This window comes from Caldithrix abyssi DSM 13497 (assembly GCF_001886815.1).
Classification (GTDB): Bacteria; Calditrichota; Calditrichia; order Calditrichales; family Calditrichaceae; genus Caldithrix; species Caldithrix abyssi.
In genome coordinates this window covers 1,451,148-1,471,927 of sequence record NZ_CP018099.1, presented here as the reverse complement: position 1 = coordinate 1,471,927, position 20,780 = coordinate 1,451,148, and the positions used below count along the sequence as shown (strand labels likewise).

Annotated in this window: 18 protein-coding genes; 3 read left to right on the top strand and 15 right to left on the bottom strand. The window is 45.7% G+C overall.

From position 1 onward, the window contains the following. Positions 1 to 309: 309 nt before the first annotated feature. The 4 genes from Cabys_RS19765 to Cabys_RS05840 form a co-directional block, all read right to left on the bottom strand. Positions 310 to 753: a hypothetical protein gene (locus Cabys_RS19765; RefSeq protein ID WP_150109286.1), complete on the bottom strand. Its 444-nt coding sequence runs from the start codon at positions 751 to 753 to the stop codon at positions 310 to 312. 171 nt (positions 754 to 924) lie between these two features. Then, positions 925 to 2,871, bottom strand: a complete 1,947-nt coding sequence (gene dnaK / locus Cabys_RS05850) for a molecular chaperone DnaK (protein WP_006929270.1) — start codon at positions 2,869 to 2,871, stop codon at positions 925 to 927. Positions 2,872 to 3,356: 485 nt separating this feature from the next. Then, a complete protein-coding gene (locus Cabys_RS05845) occupies positions 3,357 to 4,889 on the bottom strand; it encodes a DegQ family serine endoprotease (protein WP_006929269.1) in 1,533 nt (510 codons plus the stop codon). 16 nt (positions 4,890 to 4,905) lie between these two features. After that, positions 4,906 to 5,592: a zinc metallopeptidase gene (locus Cabys_RS05840; RefSeq protein WP_006929268.1), complete on the bottom strand. Its 687-nt coding sequence runs from the start codon at positions 5,590 to 5,592 to the stop codon at positions 4,906 to 4,908. A gap of 411 nt (positions 5,593 to 6,003) precedes the next feature. Between Cabys_RS05840 and Cabys_RS05835 the strand changes: the two genes are divergently transcribed. The 3 genes from Cabys_RS05835 to Cabys_RS05825 are packed head-to-tail and all read left to right on the top strand — an operon-like array spanning position 6,004 to position 9,419. Beyond that, positions 6,004 to 6,498 carry an NYN domain-containing protein gene (locus Cabys_RS05835; RefSeq protein WP_006929267.1) on the top strand — a complete coding sequence of 165 codons (495 nt, stop codon included), beginning with the start codon at positions 6,004 to 6,006 and terminating at the stop codon, positions 6,496 to 6,498. 18 nt (positions 6,499 to 6,516) lie between these two features. After that, entirely contained in the window at positions 6,517 to 8,088 is a 1,572-nt protein-coding gene (locus Cabys_RS05830) for a CehA/McbA family metallohydrolase domain-containing protein (protein WP_006929266.1), read from the top strand. After that, complete coding sequence (locus tag Cabys_RS05825; RefSeq protein ID WP_006929265.1) at positions 8,088 to 9,419, top strand: BamA/TamA family outer membrane protein; 1,332 nt, start codon at positions 8,088 to 8,090, stop codon at positions 9,417 to 9,419. Before Cabys_RS05830 ends, Cabys_RS05825 begins: the two co-directional genes overlap by 1 nt. Before the next feature lie 142 nt (positions 9,420 to 9,561). Here the strand turns inward: Cabys_RS05825 and Cabys_RS05820 are convergent, their stop codons facing one another. From Cabys_RS05820 to Cabys_RS05770, 11 genes are all read right to left on the bottom strand, one after another. Next, positions 9,562 to 10,515 carry a hypothetical protein gene (locus Cabys_RS05820; RefSeq protein ID WP_006929264.1) on the bottom strand — a complete coding sequence of 318 codons (954 nt, stop codon included), beginning with the start codon at positions 10,513 to 10,515 and terminating at the stop codon, positions 9,562 to 9,564. 167 nt (positions 10,516 to 10,682) lie between these two features. Beyond that, on the bottom strand, positions 10,683 to 11,921 hold the full coding sequence (locus Cabys_RS05815) for a M20 family metallo-hydrolase (RefSeq protein WP_006929263.1): 1,239 nt from the start codon (positions 11,919 to 11,921) through the stop codon (positions 10,683 to 10,685). A gap of 29 nt (positions 11,922 to 11,950) precedes the next feature. Further along, complete coding sequence (locus Cabys_RS05810; protein ID WP_006929262.1) at positions 11,951 to 13,129, bottom strand: deoxyguanosinetriphosphate triphosphohydrolase family protein; 1,179 nt, start codon at positions 13,127 to 13,129, stop codon at positions 11,951 to 11,953. A gap of 132 nt (positions 13,130 to 13,261) precedes the next feature. Continuing rightward, the gene (locus tag Cabys_RS05805) at positions 13,262 to 13,690 is read right to left on the bottom strand and encodes an acyl-CoA thioesterase (RefSeq protein WP_006929261.1); all 429 of its coding nucleotides are present in this window, start codon (positions 13,688 to 13,690) and stop codon (positions 13,262 to 13,264) included. Continuing rightward, positions 13,687 to 14,595 carry a diacylglycerol/lipid kinase family protein gene (locus Cabys_RS05800; protein WP_006929260.1) on the bottom strand — a complete coding sequence of 303 codons (909 nt, stop codon included), beginning with the start codon at positions 14,593 to 14,595 and terminating at the stop codon, positions 13,687 to 13,689. The genes Cabys_RS05805 and Cabys_RS05800 overlap by 4 nt, the downstream gene beginning before the upstream one ends. A 52-nt stretch (positions 14,596 to 14,647) precedes the next feature. Next, complete coding sequence (locus Cabys_RS05795) at positions 14,648 to 15,277, bottom strand: energy transducer TonB (RefSeq protein ID WP_006929259.1); 630 nt, start codon at positions 15,275 to 15,277, stop codon at positions 14,648 to 14,650. Further along, positions 15,277 to 15,696, bottom strand: a complete 420-nt coding sequence (locus Cabys_RS05790) for an ExbD/TolR family protein (protein WP_006929258.1) — start codon at positions 15,694 to 15,696, stop codon at positions 15,277 to 15,279. Before Cabys_RS05790 ends, Cabys_RS05795 begins: the two co-directional genes overlap by 1 nt. 17 nt (positions 15,697 to 15,713) lie before the next feature. Continuing rightward, complete coding sequence (locus tag Cabys_RS05785; RefSeq protein ID WP_006929257.1) at positions 15,714 to 16,121, bottom strand: ExbD/TolR family protein; 408 nt, start codon at positions 16,119 to 16,121, stop codon at positions 15,714 to 15,716. Positions 16,122 to 16,140: 19 nt separating this feature from the next. After that, a complete protein-coding gene (locus tag Cabys_RS05780; RefSeq protein ID WP_006929256.1) occupies positions 16,141 to 16,761 on the bottom strand; it encodes a MotA/TolQ/ExbB proton channel family protein in 621 nt (206 codons plus the stop codon). A 112-nt stretch (positions 16,762 to 16,873) separates the two neighbouring features. Beyond that, on the bottom strand, positions 16,874 to 18,472 hold the full coding sequence (locus tag Cabys_RS05775; RefSeq protein ID WP_006929255.1) for a S41 family peptidase: 1,599 nt from the start codon (positions 18,470 to 18,472) through the stop codon (positions 16,874 to 16,876). 163 nt (positions 18,473 to 18,635) lie between these two features. Next, a complete protein-coding gene (locus Cabys_RS05770; RefSeq protein WP_006929254.1) occupies positions 18,636 to 20,762 on the bottom strand; it encodes an alpha-amylase/4-alpha-glucanotransferase domain-containing protein in 2,127 nt (708 codons plus the stop codon). Positions 20,763 to 20,780 lie beyond the last annotated feature (18 nt).

Here is a 20,780-nt window from a genome sequence, read left to right as displayed (position 1 = left end):
CTTAAAATTGATCGGATTCCGATTAATCGGTTGCCGATATTTTATAAGAAAAAATTGAGATTTGCAAATTTTTTGTGCGGAATTAGGATGCTTCCTCTGAAAGATCTAATCCCGCACGGGCGGAATGCGAAAATTTTTGTGATGTTTTAAAAACTCATCCCCCATCCATGGATTGGTTGAATAGTTGATTAGTTGAATGGTTGAATAGTTAGCCTGTCATTTCAAAACTGTTTCTGCAAATGGGTGAATTCCTATCACCGTTTATGTAGGGGCGAAGGATTTCCAAGAACAATTCAGCGCTGGTAAGCATTACTCTTTAGTCACATAAAAAAAGCATTCTGGATAAAGGAGGGATGGAAATCCTTCGCCCTTACAAGTACGGTCATTCCTGATCTTTTGTCTGGGAGTAAGGGGAAAGGGGGTGAGGGCAATTGAAACTATTTTTAATGTAAAACATTCTTTGCGCTCTTTGTAACTTCTCTGGGCTCTCTGTGGTCGCTTAAAATAATTTGTTTGATCTTTTTCTGCGATGATTGGCGTAATTGGCGAGAAAATTACTTTGCGCACGTTGTGGTTCGTTTTTGGTTGCGGCTGTGCTGCCTTAGGGATAGTTTTTGAACCTTGATTTTCAGGATTACAGGATTTTCTTGATTTTTTACTACAATGAAACAATACATCCCATTTTAAAGATAAATTTTGGAATGCAGATAAAATAATCCTGTTAATCAAAAAATCGGGTAAATCCTGGTTCAAAACATTAAATAGCTCCCACCTTCACTCCAAATCCCGCCTAACGGGAAGAAAGCCTGCCCGGTAGATACCCGGCACCATTGCCCCCAGGCTTTAGCGCCAGGCCCCGTAAAATTAGAAAAGCCATCCCGAATCATTCGAGATGGCTTTCAGACCAGGGTTTATTGCTTCTGTTTAATTTTTGTTGTCGTCGTCGATGACTTCGTAATCGGCGTCTTCTACCTTTTTATCGTCGGTCGAGGTCTGTTGCTGCCCACCGGCGCTTGCGCCGCCTGCTGCGCCAGCCTGCGCTTCCGGGCCCGGTTGCTGCTGGGCGCCCGCGCCAGCCGTGGAATACAGCTTTTGAGCAATTTCATTCCAGGTCGTATTAACCTGTTCCATGGCCGATTTCATCTCGTCCACGTTGCCCGCCTTATGCGCTTCTTTTAATCGTCCCAGAGCCGTTTCCAGTTTTGCCTTATCTTCCGGCGCCATTTTGTCCTGTAAATCTTTCAACTGCTTTTCTGTCTGGTAAATAACCGTATCGGCCTGGTTTTTGGTTTCGATCTCTTCTTTACGTTTTTTATCTTCGGCCGCGTGCTGCTGAGCTTCGCGTTTCATGCGTTCGATTTCTTCTTCGGTCAGACCGCTCGATGCCTCAATACGGATGCTCTGTTCTTTGCCGGTTGCCTTGTCTTTAGCCGTTACATGCAAAATGCCGTTAGCGTCCACGTCAAAGGTCACCTCAATTTGAGGCACGCCGCGCGGAGCCGGCGGAATTCCATCCAGGATAAAACGGCCCAGCGTTCGGTTGTCGGCTGCCATCGGTCGTTCGCCTTGCAGCACGTGGATTTCCACGGTTGATTGATTATCCGCCGCTGTGGAGAAAATTTCGGATTTTCTGGTCGGGATGGTGGTGTTGGCTTCGATCAACTTGGTCATTACACCACCCAGAGTTTCGATACCCAGCGACAGCGGAATGACGTCTAACAGCAGTACGTCTTTTACTTCGCCGGTTAAAACAGCGCCCTGGATGGCAGCGCCAATGGCCACCACTTCATCCGGATTAACCCCTTTGTGTGGTTCTTTACCGAAGAAATCACGCACCATTTCCTGCACTTTCGGGATACGCGTAGAACCACCTACCAGAATCACTTCGTCGATGTCTTTTGCCGTTAAACCAGCATCCTTCAAAGCCTGCTCACAGGGCGGAATGGTCTTTTGCAGCAAATCGTCGATCAACTGTTCGAACTTGGCGCGCGTCAGCGTCATGGTCAAATGCTTAGGACCGGATTCTGTTGCTGTAATGAACGGCAGGTTAATTTCCGTCTGCATGGTGGAAGACAGTTCAATTTTAGCCTTTTCTGCCGCTTCTTTTAAACGCTGTAAAGCCATTGGATCTTTACGCAGATCAACGCCTTCCTGTTTCTGGAATTCGTCGGCCAACCATTCGATGACGCGTTGATCAAAATCGTCGCCGCCGAGATGCGTATCGCCGTTGGTGGATTTCACTTCGAACACGCCGTCGCCAATTTCCAGGATGGAAATATCGAACGTACCGCCGCCCAGGTCAAATACGGCGATCTTTTCATCCTTCTTTTTATCCAGACCATAGGCCAGGGCTGCGGCCGTCGGCTCATTGATAATACGCTTCACTTCCAGTCCGGCGATTCTTCCGGCATCTTTAGTTGCCTGACGCTGCGCGTCATTAAAATAAGCAGGAACGGTAATTACGGCTTCGGTTACTTTTTCGCCCAGATACTCTTCTGCCGTTTGTTTCATCTTCTGCAGAATCATTGCCGAAATTTCAGGTGGGGTGTACTTTTTACCCATCACCTCGACAACAACCACATTGTTGTTGCCCCGCTCTACCTTGTATGGCACTTCTTTAATTTCTTTTTCAACTTCGTTGTAAAAACGTCCCATAAAACGTTTAATGGAAAAAATCGTGTTTTCAGGATTGGTTACAGCCTGTCGTTTAGCAGGAGCGCCCACCAAACGTTCGCCTTTTTTTGTAAAAGCCACAACCGAAGGCGTGGTGCGTGCCCCCTCCGCATTAGGAATCACTACCGGCTCGCCGCCTTCCATTACGGCGACCACCGAGTTGGTCGTTCCCAAATCAATTCCAATTATTTTACCCATTTTCTATTCCTCCTTTCTGGAATTATTTTCTTCGTTTTTGCCACATTTATTGCAAATGGCATGCCAACCAGGAAAAATAAACCATAATTACTTGTTTATATTAAGCTAACAGCTTTTCATCAAAAAATTCTGCTCCCGGCTTTTTACTGTCAATCTGACAGCCAGGCAGAAAGATCAACAAAATTTGTCCGCTTTTCTTCCGAAGTGGCAGGGAGAAATTTCTTAAAGTAAAAATTAAACAAAGCTTAACCTCCCACTCGGCAGTGTGTTCCGGTAGGTTTCAAATAAAGGAAAAAGGCTCTTACGAGTGCAAGAATCGGTTGTGCCTGCCGCCTGAAACAGAGAATTTGACTTTCACCATTCCCATCAGAATTAAAAAGACAATCAGACTGAGCGGCAAAAATTTTTTCAGAAACCAAAATGTCCTTCCCCACCTCATACAATGAGATGAAGAAGGACATTTTTAGACTTTATTTAAACGCTCGCTATTTTTTCTTTGGAATTTCGATGAACACCAGACGGTCAAATTTTTCACGATTTTGCAAGGTGCGTAATTTCAGCTTTACAATGTCGCCGGCTTTGTATTTGGAAATTTTATCGTAAAAATCAGAAACAGATTCCACTTTTTTGCCATCTACTTCGATGATCACATCGCCCGGCACAATTCTGGCCTGCGAAGCAGCGCTAAACTGTTCAACCGAGGTAACCAGCGCCCCGCCATCCACTTCGAATTTGTCTTTTTCACGATCGTTCAGGTTTTTCAATTTCATGCCCAGATCGGGAACCTTGATCATATCCTTTTTACTGATCCTGGTTTCCTTTTCGTCAGATTCATTGTCGCGACCTTTTAATTTGGCTTTAACGGTCAGTTCCTTACCATCGCGCCAGACTTTAAGAGTAACCACATCGCCCGGATTTTTGATGCCAATTTTGGCCTGTAATTCATTGGGGCGATTTACCTCTTTACCATCCACGGAAAGAATCACATCGCCTTCTTTAATGCCGGCTTTATCGGCCGCGCTTCCTTCGATAACGCTGGTAACAAAAACGCCGCGCGGATGATCGAGCTTAACGCCTTTGGCCGTAACTGGCGTAACCTCTGAGATGTACACGCCCAGATATCCACGGCGCACCTCGCCGTATTTAATGATGTCGTCCACCACAGCCTTGGCCATGTTGATGGGCACGGCAAAACCATAGCCCATGTAGTAATTGGTGCTGGTGGCAATGGCCGTGTTCACGCCAATGACTTCTCCGCGCAGATTAACCAGCGCACCGCCGCTGTTTCCCGGATTAATCGCTGCATCGGTTTGAATAAAGTTTTCGATACTGCTTACATTGTTACGACCGCGCAAAATATTAATGCTGCGGTGCAAAGCGCTAACAATACCCGCCGTAACCGTTGAGGTCAGGTTCAAAGGGTTCCCGATGGCCAGCACCCATTCGCCAATTTTCAAATTATCGGAATCGCCCAGTATGGCTACCGGTAAATTTTTAGCGTCGATTTTGATTAATGCGATATCGGTGGATGGATCCGTGCCCACAACCTTTGCCTCATATTCGGAATTATCGATCATTTTGACGCGCAGTTCATCAACATCTTCCACCACGTGATTGTTGGTCAGAATGTATCCGTCTTCGCTGATAATAATTCCCGAGCCAAGCCCCTGCTGCTTCATCTCTGGCTGGGGCAGATGGTCTTCCGGAATGTTACCAAAATCTCTAAAGAAGAAAAAGAACGGATTTTCGCGCAATTTAACCGTTTTGGTGGTGTAAATGGAAACAATAGACGGACGAACTTTTTCTACAATGTCGGTAAACATGGAATTGGGATTAAAATTTCCCGCCGTCAATGTCGGCCCGGCATTGCTTTCACTGGCTTCGGTGTAAATCTTATCGGTCGTTCCAGCCATCGACTTTGAATCCAGATTGAAGCTGGTGGTTAGAACGACACCGATGACAACTCCAATCACGATCAAACCAAAAACCATGGCCAATGAATTTTTTACCCGGTACATGACGCCTCCTTTCTGTCTAATCTCGACTGTTGGCTAATATGATCAAACGAATAAGTTGCAATAAAGCCATTGCTGCTGCAGCCACATAGGTTAACGCCGCGGCAGTTAATACCTTACGCGCCGCCGTGACCTCAGTTGACATTAACAGGCCGGTGCTCTTTAGCTGAGCTAAAGCGCGCCAGCTGGCGTTAAACTCAACCGGTAAAGTGACCACATGAAATAAAACGACTGCCGCAAAAAAGATAATTCCCAATTGCATTAGCATACCGCCGTTAAACAAGAAACCGATAAAAAACAATGGAAAGGCGGCATAAGAAGCAAAATTGGTCACAGGCAAAATGGCATGCCTCAATTTTAACGGCGCATATCCTTGCGCATGTTGAATGGCATGCCCCACCTCGTGGGCGGCTACCGCAATGGAAGCCAGAGAATTGCTACGGTAATTGTATTCTGAAAGCCTGACCTTTTTTACGCGCGGATCATAATGATCGGTTAACTCGCCGGCCACGGGTTCAATCTCCACATCATAGATGCCATTGCGCTGCAAAATCTGCTTGGCAACCTGTGCGCCGGTCATCCCGCTGGCCGCCGCGACCTTTTTAAATTTATTGTAGGTGCTTTTCACTTTAATTTGCGCCCACACGGCCAGGATAAAGGCCGGAATAAGTAAAATCATGGTCGGATCGAAAAAGAAAAAAGGCATAGGCTATCTCCTCTTTTATATTCTCACATTTTTTTGCTAAAACGTTTTATTCCTTTAAAAGTTCAATGAATCGTTTAATACAACTTCAAAAATCGTACCAATGACCGAATCCCACCAGAACTGGCGCAACACAACGTTTAAACTGCCAGATGTACACATTTTGCGCTGTCTAATTGACAGCCAACTAAAATTTGCAATTTTGCCTCCAAATGAAAATATTGTATTAATTCATTAAAACCTTTACGAAAATCGTTAGGAACGTCACTTCCGCGTAAGCGGAAATCCTTAAATTCTTGTAAATATTAGATTATTAAAGAGCGCCGCTTTCCGTGGCGCTTCAAATACAAAATGAAGGGATGGGAATTCCCCGATTTTTTCAGGAATTCTAACTCCTAAAAAAAGGCGTGTGAGATGAAAACTTACTTAATCGACGGTTACAACCTGGGGCATAAAATTCCATTGGTGGTTCAAAGTTTAGAAGTTAAAGATTTTGAAAGGGCCATCGAACTTATTGTGCAAACTGTACAGCAAAGGATTAATACGCGCCAGAACCGCGTCATCATTGTCTTCGATGGCAGGAAGGGCGTTTTTGCTCATCCCATGGTGCCCACAACCATCGAAATCAAATTTGCTCGTAAGCCTCAGGAGGCGGACGATGTGATTCGTAATTTTTTACGCCAGGCCCCGGACGCTTCCAGCATTACAGTGATCAGCTCCGATCGGGAAATCCTTAATACAGCCAAAGACCTTGGGGCAAAATCGCTTACTTCTGAACAATTTTATAAATCCCGTAAACACTTATCCAGATCAGAGAATGATGAATTCAATGAAAAGCCCGATGTAAAGGATATTGACATTGATTACTGGCTCGAACAATTCAATAAAGGAAATGATGAAGATTCGTAAACGCCCGGGAATTTAATAATGATTTTAGGAGCTTTTCCTTTTCTTTACGCCGAAACGCACTACCGATTACCTTTTCTGTTTAATCGGTTGTTTAAAAAAGAACCGGAACTGATCGCCGATGTTCCTTACCGCGTGTTAAAATCCGCTTCCTTGCCGGTTTTGCTGCTGGTTAAAGACGCGCACCTCTTTCCGACCAGGGTTATTTCTGTCAAACTTTTTATTGATGGCCAGAGGTTTGCCGAAGAGCGTCTGAACTTTTTAGCAAAGCAAAAATTTAACGAACGGATTCTGGAATTTGACGTCTCCCGTTTTTCAGCTGGCTGGCATGAAATCCAGATTAAAATCACCTATGAAGTAGATGGCAAAACCAGAGTTTGTTTTGCCGACAACTACCGCACCACGCGCCACAGGCCCTTTCGCTGTTATTTTGCCGCAGAATCTCTTCCGCGTAAACACGATTATTTTTCTGGCGATTTTCATAGTCACTCCAGCTTTACCGAAGATCAAATCGAATTCGGCGCCAGCCTTTCGGCCATGAAGCGCATGGCTGAGGCCGTTGAACTGGATTTTTTTTGCGTCACCGATCACTCCTACGACCTGGACGACGCCGTGGACAACTACCTTAAAAACGATCCTTCTTTTCCCAAATGGCAACGATTTCAGAAAGAAGTAAAAACTCTTAATTCAAAAGGCAAGGGGCCGCTGATTATCCCGGGCGAAGAGGTAAGCGTCCGCAATGCAAAAAACCAAACCGTCCATTTGTTAATATTAAATCACCCGCAGTTCATCCCCGGCAGCGGCGATTCCGGCGAGCGGTGGTTTAGCAATAAATCGGAGCTCTCCGTAAAACAGATTTTATCGCAGATCGACGGCGGGGCGCTGGCCATTCCGGCGCATCCGGCTCAAAAGGTGCCCTTTGCTCAAAAACTTTTTATTAATCGCGGCCCATGGACGCCAGGCGATTTACTCCGCCACCACTTTAACGGTTTGCAGTTCATTAACGGCAATCAACCTTCGGGCGTTAAGCGCGGAATGGCATTGTGGAAAAGTTTGCTTTTACAGGGCAAAAAAATTTTCCCGGCGGCCGGCAACGATGCACACGGCCACTTCAACCGCGTGCGCGAAATTGCCATTCCTTTTATCCGTTTAAAAGAACACGGCCATCACGTTTTCGGACAGTGGCGCACGCTGATTCACTGCTCAGGCCGGCCGCAACATCCGCAACAAGTTCTTGATTGTTTTAAAAAAGGACGAATTTTACTTACCAACGGTCCGTTTCTGGAAATCTCCGCTTTTTCGGGACAAAAACAATTTTTTGCCGGCCAATGCGCTCCCGAACTGGACTCGGTGAAAGTAGAAGCGCTGGCCAATCACGAAACGGGCGCCATTACACAAATCGTATTATGGGCGGGCTTCCCGACACAGAAGCGCGAGCAGGTCATCTGGCAAAAAGATTTTACCACGCAGAGTGTTTTTTCTTTTTCCCGAAAAATTTCTTTGGCCTTAAACCGTTTAACGGGTTATATTCGGGCAGAAATAAAAAGCGAATATGGCATGGCCTTAACCAATTGTATCTGGATTGAAGATTGATGACAACACAAAAAAAATACATTCCACCGAAATTTAACACCGTTTTTAAAACAATCATTTTGTTGCTTGTTGTTCTGTCCGCTGTTTCCGGCGCTCAGGATAAAATCGATTTTTCTAAATTTAACGGTAAAATCATTAAAGACATATTTATCGTCGGCAACAAACAGACGCGCGCCAAAGTCATTCTGCGCGAAATGCAGCTGCAGGAGGGACAGGTGTTTCGGGATTCGTTACTGATTCGCTCCAGAGAACGTCTCGAAAACCTGTGGCTGTTTAATCGCGTGGAAATGCTGCCTTTTTCCAGCAGCGATAGCGTCTCCATCATCGTCTCCGTGACCGAACGCTGGTACTTTTTTCCCTATCCGGTTCTCTACATTGTGGATCGCGACTGGGATAAGTTGACCTATGGTTTTGGTTTTGCCCATCTGAACTTCAGAGGCTGGAACGAAAAATTGCAAAGCTCTGTTCATTTTGGCAACCGCCCCGGACTTAAATTTGTGTACGAGAATCCGTGGGTGGGAGAAAAACTACACCTTTACACACGCGTTTATTTCCGTAAATTTCGCATGGACAATTACAAATATGATTTTCCCGAATATCACCTGCTCAGTGTCGTGCACCTGGGGAAATACTGGACTCGTGATATACGCACCGTTGTAATGTTCTCCCGCGATCAGGTCAGCGTGGACAAAGAAAATGTGATCTACATGGAAAGCGGCAATCAGGAAGACATCAATTACGGCATTCGTTTAATTAATACCTTCGATTATCGCGATCTTTACGCCTACCCCACCACAGGCTGGTACTTACGGCTCGGTATTTACAAAATGGGGCTGTTTGCGCCCGAACTTGATTACACGCAATACATGTTTGATTTCAGAAAGTACCTGTCGGTTAATTCCTTTATTCTAGCCGGTCGCGTGTACACCCTGCAATCTTATGGCAACACGCCCGTTTATGACCAGGTTTTTCTGGGATTCGAAGAACGGATACGCGGACATTTTAACGAAGTTTACAATGGCCGGTACGCCATGCTCCTGGGGCTGGCCCTGCGCCATCCGCTTATTCCCCTGCGTTATTTTTCATACCATTCGGAACTGCTACCGGAATTTCTAACGAAAAACCTGAAATTCGGCTTAAACGCCGGCCTGTTTATTGAAAGCGGGCAGGTGTGGAACAATCATAAAAATTTTAAGCTGCGCAACATGATTACAGGCTACGGATTTGGCCTCCATTTTTTGTTGCCCTATGTAGAAGTTTTGCGCTTTGATTATGCCTTTAACGAGCAGGGACGCGGTGAGTTCATCGTTGAAGTGTTAATGCCGTTTTGATTTTTTTCCTTTCCATGCCGGATATTTACCCACACTCTTCTTAGCCTGAACGGGGTCGCTAAAATTTTCGCCCATAAATTTATCACTTTCCCTATCAATGCGGCAGGTAAGAAAATGGTATTCTCCGAAACAGATCAAAAACTCAATATCCGACAACCTCTGTTTTGCCAGTGTGGCAGGTTTGACAGGTGACGCCTGCGGATTCGGCTATTTTTTGATGATAGGCGTGCTCGCCCTGATTGGGCGTAAACTTTCTGAACCGTTTAACGCCATCCTGTCCCTGATGGCAGGCGTAGCAGGTTTCCATAGCCTGGCGCCAGATGGCTTTTGCTTTGTCGGAATCTTTATTTTTCAGGGCCTGTTGTAAATCTTTAAAGACCAGTTTATTGCGCTTTTGGGCCACCTGCAGCATTTGCTCTGGTAACCGGTCTTTTTGACTTAAAGCCAGCATAACGGGTCTGGCGCAACCATGAATGCCCTGCGGATCGTTTAACGTAAACAGCGCCGCGTCTAAATCGTTTTGTTCAATAAAAATACGCGCTTTAACAAAGGCAAAAAAACTATTGTAGGCCCCGGCCTTAAAAAACAGACGTTTCTTCGCCAGATAGCTGGCCGCCGTCAAATCCGAAACGATCAACATTTGCCGTCCTTCAAAAGGCGCGTCGGTTACTTCCAGAAATGAGCCCTGCCCTTTTAACTTTGCCTGCTTAACGAACTTATTTTTCGTTCCCAGAACGATCAAATTAAACTGTTTGAGGTCTGATTCCGTAACCTGATCGTCAAATTTAAGCGGCGCCAGATTAACGCCCTGTTTTACCTTTTCCAGCGAAACGCCTGCATCGTGAATCCACTGTCCCAGCATAAAAGCCACCTGTCCGGCCTGCAAAACCAGCTCTGGCGCTTCATGGCGGCCAACTACAACCAGGGCATTGGGCACCAGCGCTTCCACCTCGAGCGGCGTTCCGCCAAAGGTGGGCAATATTCTGGTGTATTGAAAGGTACGATCGGCCAGAGGGTCGGGTAAAATTTGAACGGAGCGCTGGGGTGAATTACCGGCCAGAGCTGCCAGCAAAATAAAAGAAAGAAGCCATTTCATGGTTGCCTCTTCAGATAAATTCAACGGTTATCCAACAACACGGGTTGGATTTTTTTCCAATCAACAAAACGCGTCGGCCAACAATGCCATTCAAAGGCAGCTTCCTCGCCACAACGACAACGCTTTGTCAATAGGAGCGGCTGGTTAAAGCCGCTCCGCCTCTTTTTTTAATCCTTTTTCAGGCAAATATGCGCAAAAACTTTAGCGTCGTTCACAATGTGGTCCAGCACATCGTATTCATTGGGCTCGTGCGCCATGTCGTCGATGGTTGACCACACGGCGGCCGGCAATCCCTTTCTGCGGAAAAAAGCAGCCACCGTTCCGCCGCCAATGCCTTTTGGGTGGGCATCTACATTGTAAACGACTTTAATCGCCTTTTCCAGAGCCTGAACGACCGGCGAATTGACATCGGTTGCCGGCGCGGCCTGTTCGTACTGCTCGGTTGAAATCTCAATTTTTACATTGAACTGCTTTTCGATCCGATCGCTGATTTGCCGAATGGTTTTCAAAACGTCGTCAATTTCATAGTTTGGTAAAATGCGGCAGTCCAGGTAAAAAATATCTTCACCGGGAATGGTATTGATGTTGGGCACGTTGGCCTCTTTGCGCGTGGGTTCAAAAGTGCTTTGCGGCGGATCGAACAGTTCGTCGCGTTCTGCGTAAATTTCGTGCAGTTCTTCCAGGGCAACCACCAGATGCGAGGCGGCTTTAAAGGCGTTGATGCCATTGGCGGGCATGCTGGCGTGCGTTTGTTTGCCCAGAGTTTTGAACTTGACCCAGAGGATGGACTTTTCCGCTACCTCGATCATGCGGCTGTCGCTTTCGCCGGCATCGGGCACAATAATTAGATCATCTTCTTTGAACAGGCTGGGCTGCGTTTCCAGCAGATGTTGCAAGCCGTACTTGCTGCCCGTTTCTTCGTCGGCAACAAAAGCGAGCCCCAGAGTGTAATAGGGCTTTATCCCCAAATCGTTAAACGCTTTTGCCACCAGGCAACCGGTAACAATAGCATGATGATTATCTTCGGTGCCGCGTCCGTAAATCCTGTTACCTTTGACCACCGCTTCAAAGGGATTGGTCTCCCATTTTGAAAGATCGCCTTCCGGCACCACGTCCAGGTGGCCTAAAATCCACACGGTTCTGGAAACCTGACCAGGAATTCTGGCCACAATATTGGGCCGCAACCCGCCGGGCACTCTGGAATCGGAAGCGGGAAATTCTTTAATATCCGTAACGCCTATTGTTTTTAAATAATCTTTTAAGAACTCGGCCTTTTCCATTTCGCCGCTTCCGCCGTTACTTGGCCCGAGAGCTTTGATGGGAACAATCGCCTTGTTAAGATCGATCGCTTCGCTGCGCAATCCATCGAGATGATTAAAAACGCGATTTAAATCATTTACCGTCATTTTGAACTCCTGCATAATGGCTTTGTTATTTATTCATTAAAAATTTTGAAATATCCCATTTGCGGCACAACGATCTTTTGCAAAACCTTACTAAAATAGCGATCGGTCATGCCCGCTAAAAAATCTCTTACTTTTATTTCGTCGGGCGTCTGGCGCAGGTAGTCATCGCATTTGGAAAGCAAAAAATGTTGAAAAATTTCGCTTTCGCGATCATTCTTTTTAACGCTTTCCAGAAAATGTTCAAACAACAATTGAAAACCCCGCTGAATGCGCCGGTGGTTAATTTTCAATTTTGCGCTTTTGTAAATGTATTTGTAATTAAACTGTTTCAGTTCAAATAAGGCCTGCGAAATGGTATCGCTAAAACAAACATAATTTTTCTGGTAGCTATTACACACCACATCGTTAACCAGCGTATCGATAATTTGGCCGTTAGAAGTTCCCAACACATCGGTGGCCGCCGGCGGCAGGTCTTCTCTCTGGATTAACCCGATGCGAATGGCGTCATCAATATCCTGTCCGATATAGGCAATGGTATCTGTAATGCGCACCACGCAGCCTTCCAGGGTGGCCGGCATCATATCCACCCACTCGCCGGCCTCCATACGCTTTATATAATCTTGCAGGTCTTTCTCCGTTTTGTCCGGCCGGGGCTCCAATTTTTGGTTGTGCACCTCTCCATTATGCGAAAGGATTCCGTCGCGCGTCTGAAAAGTCAGGTTCAGGCCCTGACCCTTTTTGGCAATGCGATCCACCACGCGCAGGCTCTGGATATTATGGTGAAAATGTCCCAGGCCATATTTTTGGCTGATCTCGCTTAAAAAGACCTCTCCATCGTGCCCAAATGGCGGATGACCCAGATCGTGCCCCAGGGCAATGGCTTCGATCAAATCGGTGTTTAGCGAGAGGAATCTTCCAATGGTGCGGGCAATTTGCGCCACGCTTAAAGTGTGTAAACTCCGGCTGGTTAGCTGCTCATCCAGAAGGGAGACAAAATAGATAACCTGGGTTTTGCCGGTGTAGCGTCGAAAAGCCCCGCTGTAAAAAATACGATCGCGATCCAGGGCAAATGGCGGGCGGTAATGAACCATCTTTTCGTTTTTTTTACGCACGGCGGCAGAATTGGGCGTTGCCCAGAGCGACAGATTCTTTTCTTCCTGCCTGTTTTTTTCTTCCGCTATTTTTTGTAAAAGTTTTTTTTCTGTCATGGCTCAATCTCAAAACACAATTTAAACAATTTTAGCCCGGGAGCAAATGCCTGCCCGGCGACCGAATGGAATTTTCCCCCTGTCAAAAAGACGCGAACATAACGCGCGGTTTTACTTCATATTAAACCTTCATCAATCAAATTGTTCCGGAACCGGCCCAAAATGTTTTTTAACCGCATCGAGCAACAGATGCGGAATGGGCTGCGGCCTGCCCTTTAAATCGGTGCACACCCAGGTTACTTTTGCTTTAGCAGCCAGCTCTCCGTCCGGTAATTTTCTGATTTGTTGCTCAAAATAGGCGGAGCTTTTTCTGCGCCCGGTCCATTTAACAGTAACTTCGATCAGCTCGTTCATGAATAGCGGTCGTTTGTAATCTATTTCAATGCGTACAATGGGCAACAAAATGTTCAATTCTTTCAGTTTTTGCAGGTCATAGCCCATTGTTTCCAGAAATTCGACGCGCGCCGCTTCGCAATATTGCAGATAAACGGCATTATTGACATGGCCGTAAATATCGCATTCGTAAGATCTCACCTTGATGGTGGTCGTAAATTCCTTCATAATTTTAACTTCTCCCCTGGCACCAGAACTTTTATCTTTTGTGGCAATACGCTAATCTTTAAAACTCTGGGGCCCATGCGCGGTTCGCCGTCTGTATGGAATACGCCTTTTTCGTATTCGCGCTCAATTTCAACCTCTTTAACGCTAAAATGCCGATACGCTTTCACCTTTTCAATGGTCCCGTCAAACAGATGGTGCAGCTCCATTGCAGCTTTAAATACGCTCATGGGATTTAAAACGCATAATTCCAGAATGCCGTCGTCAACTTTAGCCTGTGGCGCAATGGTAGCGTTCATTCCGTATTGCGGCGTATTGGCTACGGTAATTAAAAGCGGGTTAACATGTAACGACTGGCCGTTAAATTTTAAGGTAAAGCCTTCGTAGCTGTAGCGGAAATATTCTCGCACGCCAATGTAAAAGTAGGGCAACGGACCGCGCAGGCCAAAAGCCTGGAACTGGGCGCCGATATAGGCATCGAACCCCACGCCGGCCACGCCAAAGAAGTAATATTCGTTAATTTTACCCACGTCCACCTGTTTGACCTGCCCATACTGCAAAACACGAATGGCTTGCTTAGCTTTAAGCGGGATTTTTAACGAACGGGCGTATCCGTTGCCTGACCCTCGCGGGATGATTCCCAGAACGGTTCCCGTTCCTACCAGGCTGCTGGCCACTTCATTCATGGTTCCATCGCCGCCAACGGCTACGACCACTGATACATTTTGAGCCGCCGCTTCCCGGGCCAGCTGACGGGCATGCCCCGGGAACTGTGTGTATTGAATCTGGTAATCAATGGTTGAATGTGCCTGGAATTCTTTGTGAATGATCTGTTCAATGGATTTTTTATTCTTTTTGAGGCCAGAAATGGGATTGAGAATAAATAGAAACGTTCTTTTTTCCATCATGCAGTCTAATCCAATTAAGAAAAAAAAGGCAGCGCAAGGCTGCCTTTTTAACCTATTTCAGTTTAAAATGGAAAGGAATATTCATTTTAACGCGTACAAATTTATCGCGCTGTTTGGCTGGTTTAAAAATACACTTACGAGCCGCAGCCAGGGCTGCTTCATCCAACATGGGAATAGATTTGAAGATTTTGGCGTCTTCAACCTTTCCATCTTTTCCAATGGTAACCGTAACAACCACAATACCCTCAATGCCTGCTTTGCGCGCCAGTTCAGGATAAACCGGTTTTTCTTTATGAATAATTTCCGGTTTTTCAGAAACGGCAAAGAACTCGTAAATTTCCTCATCTTCCGGTGGCGGAGGAGGAGGTAAATTATCGGTAGGTTCAAGGGTAACTTCCGTATCCTCAATGGTTACATCATCCAGCAATTCATCATCTTCGGCTTCAACCGGGATAGACGGTTTTGCCGGGGGTGGTGGTTTCTGAATCTGTTGCGTTTGCGGAATTTCGATGGTTTCGATTACAATATTGGGCCGTTCTGGCAATTCCACCTTGCTTTCAAACGTTTTAAAGGAATAAAAAATCCCGATCATCAGCAAAAGTGCAATGGCCATCGAGGCCTCTAATACTTTGTAATATTTTAGTTTCAGATCCGCTTCAGGTAGTTTTTTCATCGCTTTCATCAGAACTCACCTCCCGGAACCGCAAAGTAATGCACTTTTAGCGTACTGGCTTTTCGCAGCTCCTGATGAATTTTATTCACAAAGCCCATCTTGTTCTTCCTGTCGATCTTTAAGGCGACCTGTAGCTGTGGATCGTTAACCAATTTTTGATACATCACGCTTCGCAAATTGGTCAACTTTTTGATGTTGATATCGTCAACCACCACCTGATGACTACGATCAGCCCAGATGGTTACAATGTGCCGTTTGGAACCGGGCACCTTCTGAATTTTTGTAGCTTCGGGGAGTTGCACTTTAAGCCCCGAATATTGACGAATCACCGTAGCCACCATAAAAAAGATGAGCAACATAAAAATAATGTCGGGCATTGAGGCCGTTGGAATCGCTGTTTTGATTTTTGATTTTTTGGCAAATTTCATCTATCGACCTCCGTTGATTATTTCTCTGGCTCGGCCAGTGAGATTTTTTTTGCCCCTGCCTTCTTTAACTGATCCAGAACCTTTACGTATGTCTGATAATCGGTCTCTTCATCGGTTTTTAATGAGATAACCAGTTTATCGTTCTCAGCAATACGTTCTTTAATAATTCTGGCAATATCGCGTATATTAATTTCCTTGCCGTCCAACAGCACCTGTCCCTGGGCGTTTACCAGCATATTGGCCAGATTCTTTTTCGGAATCTTAATCTCCGTAGTACCCGGAGGCGGTAGCACCAGGTCCAGCCCCTTTTCTGTATCAATGGACGTGGTTACCAGGAAGAAAATTAATAACAGAAATACAATATCCGCTAAAGAGGCAGAGGGTATCTCAACTTCTTTATCTTTCCGTCTTTTACCCAATATCATGTTTTCTACCTCTTTTGGGTTATTGGTTCTTTTTTTCTTCCATCTCTACCAGGGCATCCATCAATTCAATAGAACTTTCTTCCATATCAATAATCAGTTTATCAATACGAGAAGTAAAGTAGTTGTAGAAAATCTGAATAATCATGGCGACAACCAGACCGAACAAAGTGGTTAACAATGCTTCGGAGATACCGCCGGCAACGATGGCCGGAGAGATATCGTTGGCCTTTTTAATAGAATCAAACGCGCCAACCATACCGGAAACGGTTCCGGTAAAACCCATCATCGGTGCCAGAACGATTACAGTGGCTAATACGATCATTCCTCTTTCCAGAAAGGCCATTTCGATGGAACCGGCATTGGTGATCGCTTTTTCTACGTGTTCCAACCCTTTATTAGCCCGGGACAGACCGGCATGCAAAATGGAAGCAACCGGACCAGGCGTCTTTTCACATTCGGCCGCAGCGGCTTCAATTCCACCTTCTTGCAATGCATTATGTAAACGCGCCAAAAATTTACGTGTATTTACAGAAGCACGTGTTAAGGTCCAGAACCTTTCTAATGAAAAACCAAGACCAATAACAAGAAGACCAAGAATAGGCCACATAAATGGGCCACCGGCTAAAAATAGTTCGACCATATTGACAACTCCCTTTCTTAGTTGTTTTTACTTCAAAATAACTTTGTTATTTCTATTTGAACTTACTGCTAAGTTTACTATTTTTAAAGATTGAAGTCAATTCTAATTTCATTTAGTTTCCATCTTTTAAAAGCGCTTTTGCCTGTTCAAAATAACGCATCGTCTCTTTAAATTGACGATCCGTTTTTAACAACATCCGGTAAAAAGCGGACATCCCCCAGAAATATCTGGCCGCTTCTGCTTTTAAACGTTGTTTAAGATAATTTTTCTCCCTTTTTATTTCTAATGGCGTTAGCTTAATGTTTTCGTCCTGTGCAATTTGCTTTAGGGTAGCCAGCATTTTATCGCTTACTTCAAAATTTTTCTCAAATCTTTTAAAGTCTGCGCTCCAGCGCTTCAGCTTTCCGGTCCATTGCAAAATGGTCTTAAAAAAGACGCGCTTTTCTAACAATTGCATCATCCATTTGGCATGAAGACTATCCGTAAAAACGATTTCCACATCCGGATGAATACCCCCGCCGCCAAAAACCTTGCGCCCTTTGCTGGTGTAATAAACATGGGTATTCTGCAAACTATCGGTCAGCTTTTGTTCAAGCGAATCTTCCCATACCTCGCTAAAATATTCTCTGGCCGATTTGTTTTTGTAAGGACGCTGGATTAACCTGCCGCTGGGCGTGTAATACTTGGCAATGGTTAAGCGTATTCTGGATTGATCCGGAAGTTCGAATTCGTTTTGCACTAATCCCTTACCAAAACTGCGTGTGCCCACAATAAGCGCGCGATCATAATCCTGCAATGCGCCGGCAACGATTTCCGAGGCGCTGGCCGTATTGTGATTGATCAATACAATCAACGGATAATCGCGCACTTTCCCGTCGCGATAGTCTTCGGTGTAGTACTTTTCATTAAACGATTTTAAGCGCCCTTTGGTGTAAACAACCAGTTTGTTTCCCTCGATAAACTTTCCTACCACAGAAACCGCCTGGCGCAGCAATCCCCCGCCGTTGTCGCGCAGATCCAGGATCAATTGTTTAATGCCCGCCTCTTCCAGCTCCAGCAAGGCGGCTTCCAGCTCTTCCGACGTGGTAAAAGCAAAACGATTGATCCACACATAACCGGTAATGGAGTCCACTTTAAAATAGGTATTAACCGTGGTAATGGGTATTTCGTCTCTGGTGAGCGTAACCTCAAATGGTTCATCCATAAAAGGCCGACGAATTTTCACCTTTACTCTGGTTCCCTTTGGTCCTTTTAATTTCTTGGGCACTTCGTCCATGCTTATCTTATAAGCCGACTGGCCTTCGATTTCGATGAATTGGTCGCCAGCCTGCAAGCCCGCTCTGGCCGACGGCGACCCGGGAAAGACAGAAACAACCGTGGGATAATCATTTATGATGTCGAATTGAATTCCAATGCCGTAATAGTGCCCTTCAAAATCTTCCAGCGCACGCTTAACCTGCTCAGGGCTCAAATAAATGGAATGCGGATCGAGCGTACGAAGCGCCCCGGAAATGGCTTTACCGGTCGCGGCCTGCCAGTCCACCGAATCCACATAATAACGATCGATGACTTTAAATGTTCTTTCCAGTTTATAAGCGCTTTGCTCGGCCGGCGAAAGATAGTTGTAAAGCACATATTTGTAATTGTTATGGATTACAACCAGCAAAACGACGATCAATACAAAAAACAAAAAACGCGTACGTTTTGGCATCTTCTAAATCCTGACATTGTTGTTGACAATGTTTACAAAATAAACATCTTGCAAATTAATGTCCCTCTCTTTTCAGGCCGGCACAAAAATTTGACCTTTTTACCGCCATTCCAGAAAAGATCACAATTTATATTTCTCTTTTTGGGCGTCACCTTTCAACCGATTACTCCATCCATTCCACTTTTTGACGGATGACGCATTCGAACTGTTTTTGTAAATCCACTTTGTAAACCATCAAAACCGCCGAACTCTGGTACACCCGTTCAAAGCCGCCTTCCGACAGGGAAATGGTTTCCACCGGCGTACGCCAGATTTCCTGCGCCTGTTCGCTGGTCAGGCGAATATCTATTCTTAAATACTCGTCTTTCAGTCCGATCATTCTGGCGCCGGACAAAACGCCGGAAGAGTTCAGGTAAAAATGTTCCAGCTTTCCCTGTTCGTTGTAGTAATAGCGGTCGTCGGCCTGACCGGCCTGCAAACCATAGTTAAATTCCACGGCAAACAAAAATGACAGGGGCTCGGTAGAGTTATTGGCGAGCCTGTAAGTAATTTCCAGTTCTGCGGTCTGCGTGTCAATCGACACCATTTTTAACAACGAAACCGGCTTGCCTTGCACCAAACCGTCCCTTTTAAATTGCAGCTCAATACGATCTTTTTGCCGTGTTTGATTAATCAAGCGGTAAGGTTGATTGTAAAAATCGCCCGTTTCCCGGTATTCCCCATTTTCAAATTGTTCCAGCGTACAATCGGCCGGTAAAATATGATCGATTAACGAACGGCGCTCGTAAACATCGTATTTTAGCTTTTTATACAAATCTCGCTCTTTGGAAAGGACCAGATCGTGAATGCTTGCCGTCTGCGATCCGTCGTTCTCAAAGTCTTCGACATAAACGGCTTCTTTAAGTTTATTGTGGTAGCCTTCCACTCTTCGCGTCATGGTGTCTAACAAATTTTTACCGGCGGGTTTAAAATCGTACTCAAAGAGCATGGCGCCCTGGTCCGGTTTAAAATAGGCGTCATGCACAGCCGTTTCGACCAATATTTCCTCGTGCCCGTCGGCGTCAAAATCGACATGTTCGATTAAAGGTAGATCACGGCGACGATCGAGGATTTTTTCGGCCTCAATTAAATTGTTAAAAATGGCAAAGCGCAAATGGCTTAAATACAATCCGCCGAACACGCCGTGCCAGTACGGGCAGTTACACTGCGCGGCCCACAAATGATCGAGCGCCCTGTTCTTTTCTTTGTCTGCGCTTTCAAAATTTTGTTGATGCACCATTTGACTGATGCGCAACATCTTTTTGTGCATCACGTTTACTTCCGGATATTTACTCATAAAATTACGCCAGAAGCCGCCGCGCACAAAAATGCCGTACGGTTCCAGTAAGTTTTTATCCGCCAGAATGTGCTCAAAATCTTCGTACTTGCGGAATGTGGGCGGAAACAAAGCCCAGTGCATCATCTCCGCGTAAGAAGCGGTGGGCAAATAAATTTTTCCCTGCGGGGGCAATATTTCCAGGGCTTCGGAAAAGTGGACCATTTCGATCCAATCGCTGTTTTCTTCCAGCGCTTTAAAGAAATTTTCCAGCCAGCCTTCTTCGTAAACATGGCGATAGGTGTTGGGCCACACGCCGAACTTTTCGCCGTCATCCGCAAAAACCAGCAAGCTGGAGCCCTGTTCATTGGCGGCGCTTTTCAATACTTCGATGGTCTCTTGCGGGTCCTGGAAGGGAATGGTATAGCGCAGGTGTTTATTAATCGGAAACAAAGCAACCGTATTACCCAGGTCTTCGGTTAAAAAATAGCCCTCCAGGTCACGATCTTCCAGGCCGGCGTATTTAAAGTGCGTATCGTCGAGGATGGTGTACTTCATGCCGGCGGCGGACAACGAGGTGGGCAGGTTGGGCTCCCACACGCGTTCTGCCAGCCACATGCCGGCGGGCCGATAACCAAAAAGCTCTTCCACCCGCGCGCTCAGTTTACGGATTTGCCCCGTGCGGTCTGATTCGGGAATGACCGAAATGATCGGTTCGTAGTAAGCGCCGCTCATTACCTCTAACTGTCCGCGCTCCACCATCTCTTTAACCATGCTCAGCAGTTCCGGATGGTGTTCTTCGAGCCAGTCGATTAAAATACCCGTGAAATGAATGGAGATTTTAATGGACGGGTGTTTTTTTAAGATTTGCAAAAACGGCAGATAACTTTTCTGGTAAGCTTCTTCGAACACAAAGTCAAAATTCCCGATAGGCTGGTGATTGTGAATTCCAAAGGCAAATTTTATTTTCTTCATATTTAGTTTCTTCCTTAA

Excerpts from the sequence above, each read along its gene's own strand:
- dnaK (WP_006929270.1), bottom strand. The coding sequence starts at position 2,871 with ATGGGTAAAATAATTGGAATTGATTTGGGAACGACCAACTCGGTGGTC.
- Cabys_RS05845 (WP_006929269.1), bottom strand. The coding sequence starts at position 4,889 with ATGTACCGGGTAAAAAATTCATTGGCCATGGTTTTTGGTTTGATCGTG.
- Cabys_RS05840 (WP_006929268.1), bottom strand. The coding sequence starts at position 5,592 with ATGCCTTTTTTCTTTTTCGATCCGACCATGATTTTACTTATTCCGGCC.
- Cabys_RS05835 (WP_006929267.1), top strand. The coding sequence starts at position 6,004 with ATGAAAACTTACTTAATCGACGGTTACAACCTGGGGCATAAAATTCCA.
- Cabys_RS05830 (WP_006929266.1), top strand. The coding sequence starts at position 6,517 with ATGATTTTAGGAGCTTTTCCTTTTCTTTACGCCGAAACGCACTACCGA.
- Cabys_RS05825 (WP_006929265.1), top strand. The coding sequence starts at position 8,088 with ATGACAACACAAAAAAAATACATTCCACCGAAATTTAACACCGTTTTT.
- Cabys_RS05820 (WP_006929264.1), bottom strand. The coding sequence starts at position 10,515 with ATGAAATGGCTTCTTTCTTTTATTTTGCTGGCAGCTCTGGCCGGTAAT.
- Cabys_RS05815 (WP_006929263.1), bottom strand. The coding sequence starts at position 11,921 with ATGACGGTAAATGATTTAAATCGCGTTTTTAATCATCTCGATGGATTG.
- Cabys_RS05810 (WP_006929262.1), bottom strand. The coding sequence starts at position 13,129 with ATGACAGAAAAAAAACTTTTACAAAAAATAGCGGAAGAAAAAAACAGG.
- Cabys_RS05805 (WP_006929261.1), bottom strand. The coding sequence starts at position 13,690 with ATGAAGGAATTTACGACCACCATCAAGGTGAGATCTTACGAATGCGAT.
- Cabys_RS05800 (WP_006929260.1), bottom strand. The coding sequence starts at position 14,595 with ATGATGGAAAAAAGAACGTTTCTATTTATTCTCAATCCCATTTCTGGC.
- Cabys_RS05795 (WP_006929259.1), bottom strand. The coding sequence starts at position 15,277 with ATGAAAGCGATGAAAAAACTACCTGAAGCGGATCTGAAACTAAAATAT.
- Cabys_RS05790 (WP_006929258.1), bottom strand. The coding sequence starts at position 15,696 with ATGAAATTTGCCAAAAAATCAAAAATCAAAACAGCGATTCCAACGGCC.
- Cabys_RS05785 (WP_006929257.1), bottom strand. The coding sequence starts at position 16,121 with ATGATATTGGGTAAAAGACGGAAAGATAAAGAAGTTGAGATACCCTCT.
- Cabys_RS05780 (WP_006929256.1), bottom strand. The coding sequence starts at position 16,761 with ATGGTCGAACTATTTTTAGCCGGTGGCCCATTTATGTGGCCTATTCTT.
- Cabys_RS05775 (WP_006929255.1), bottom strand. The coding sequence starts at position 18,472 with ATGCCAAAACGTACGCGTTTTTTGTTTTTTGTATTGATCGTCGTTTTG.
- Cabys_RS05770 (WP_006929254.1), bottom strand. The coding sequence starts at position 20,762 with ATGAAGAAAATAAAATTTGCCTTTGGAATTCACAATCACCAGCCTATC.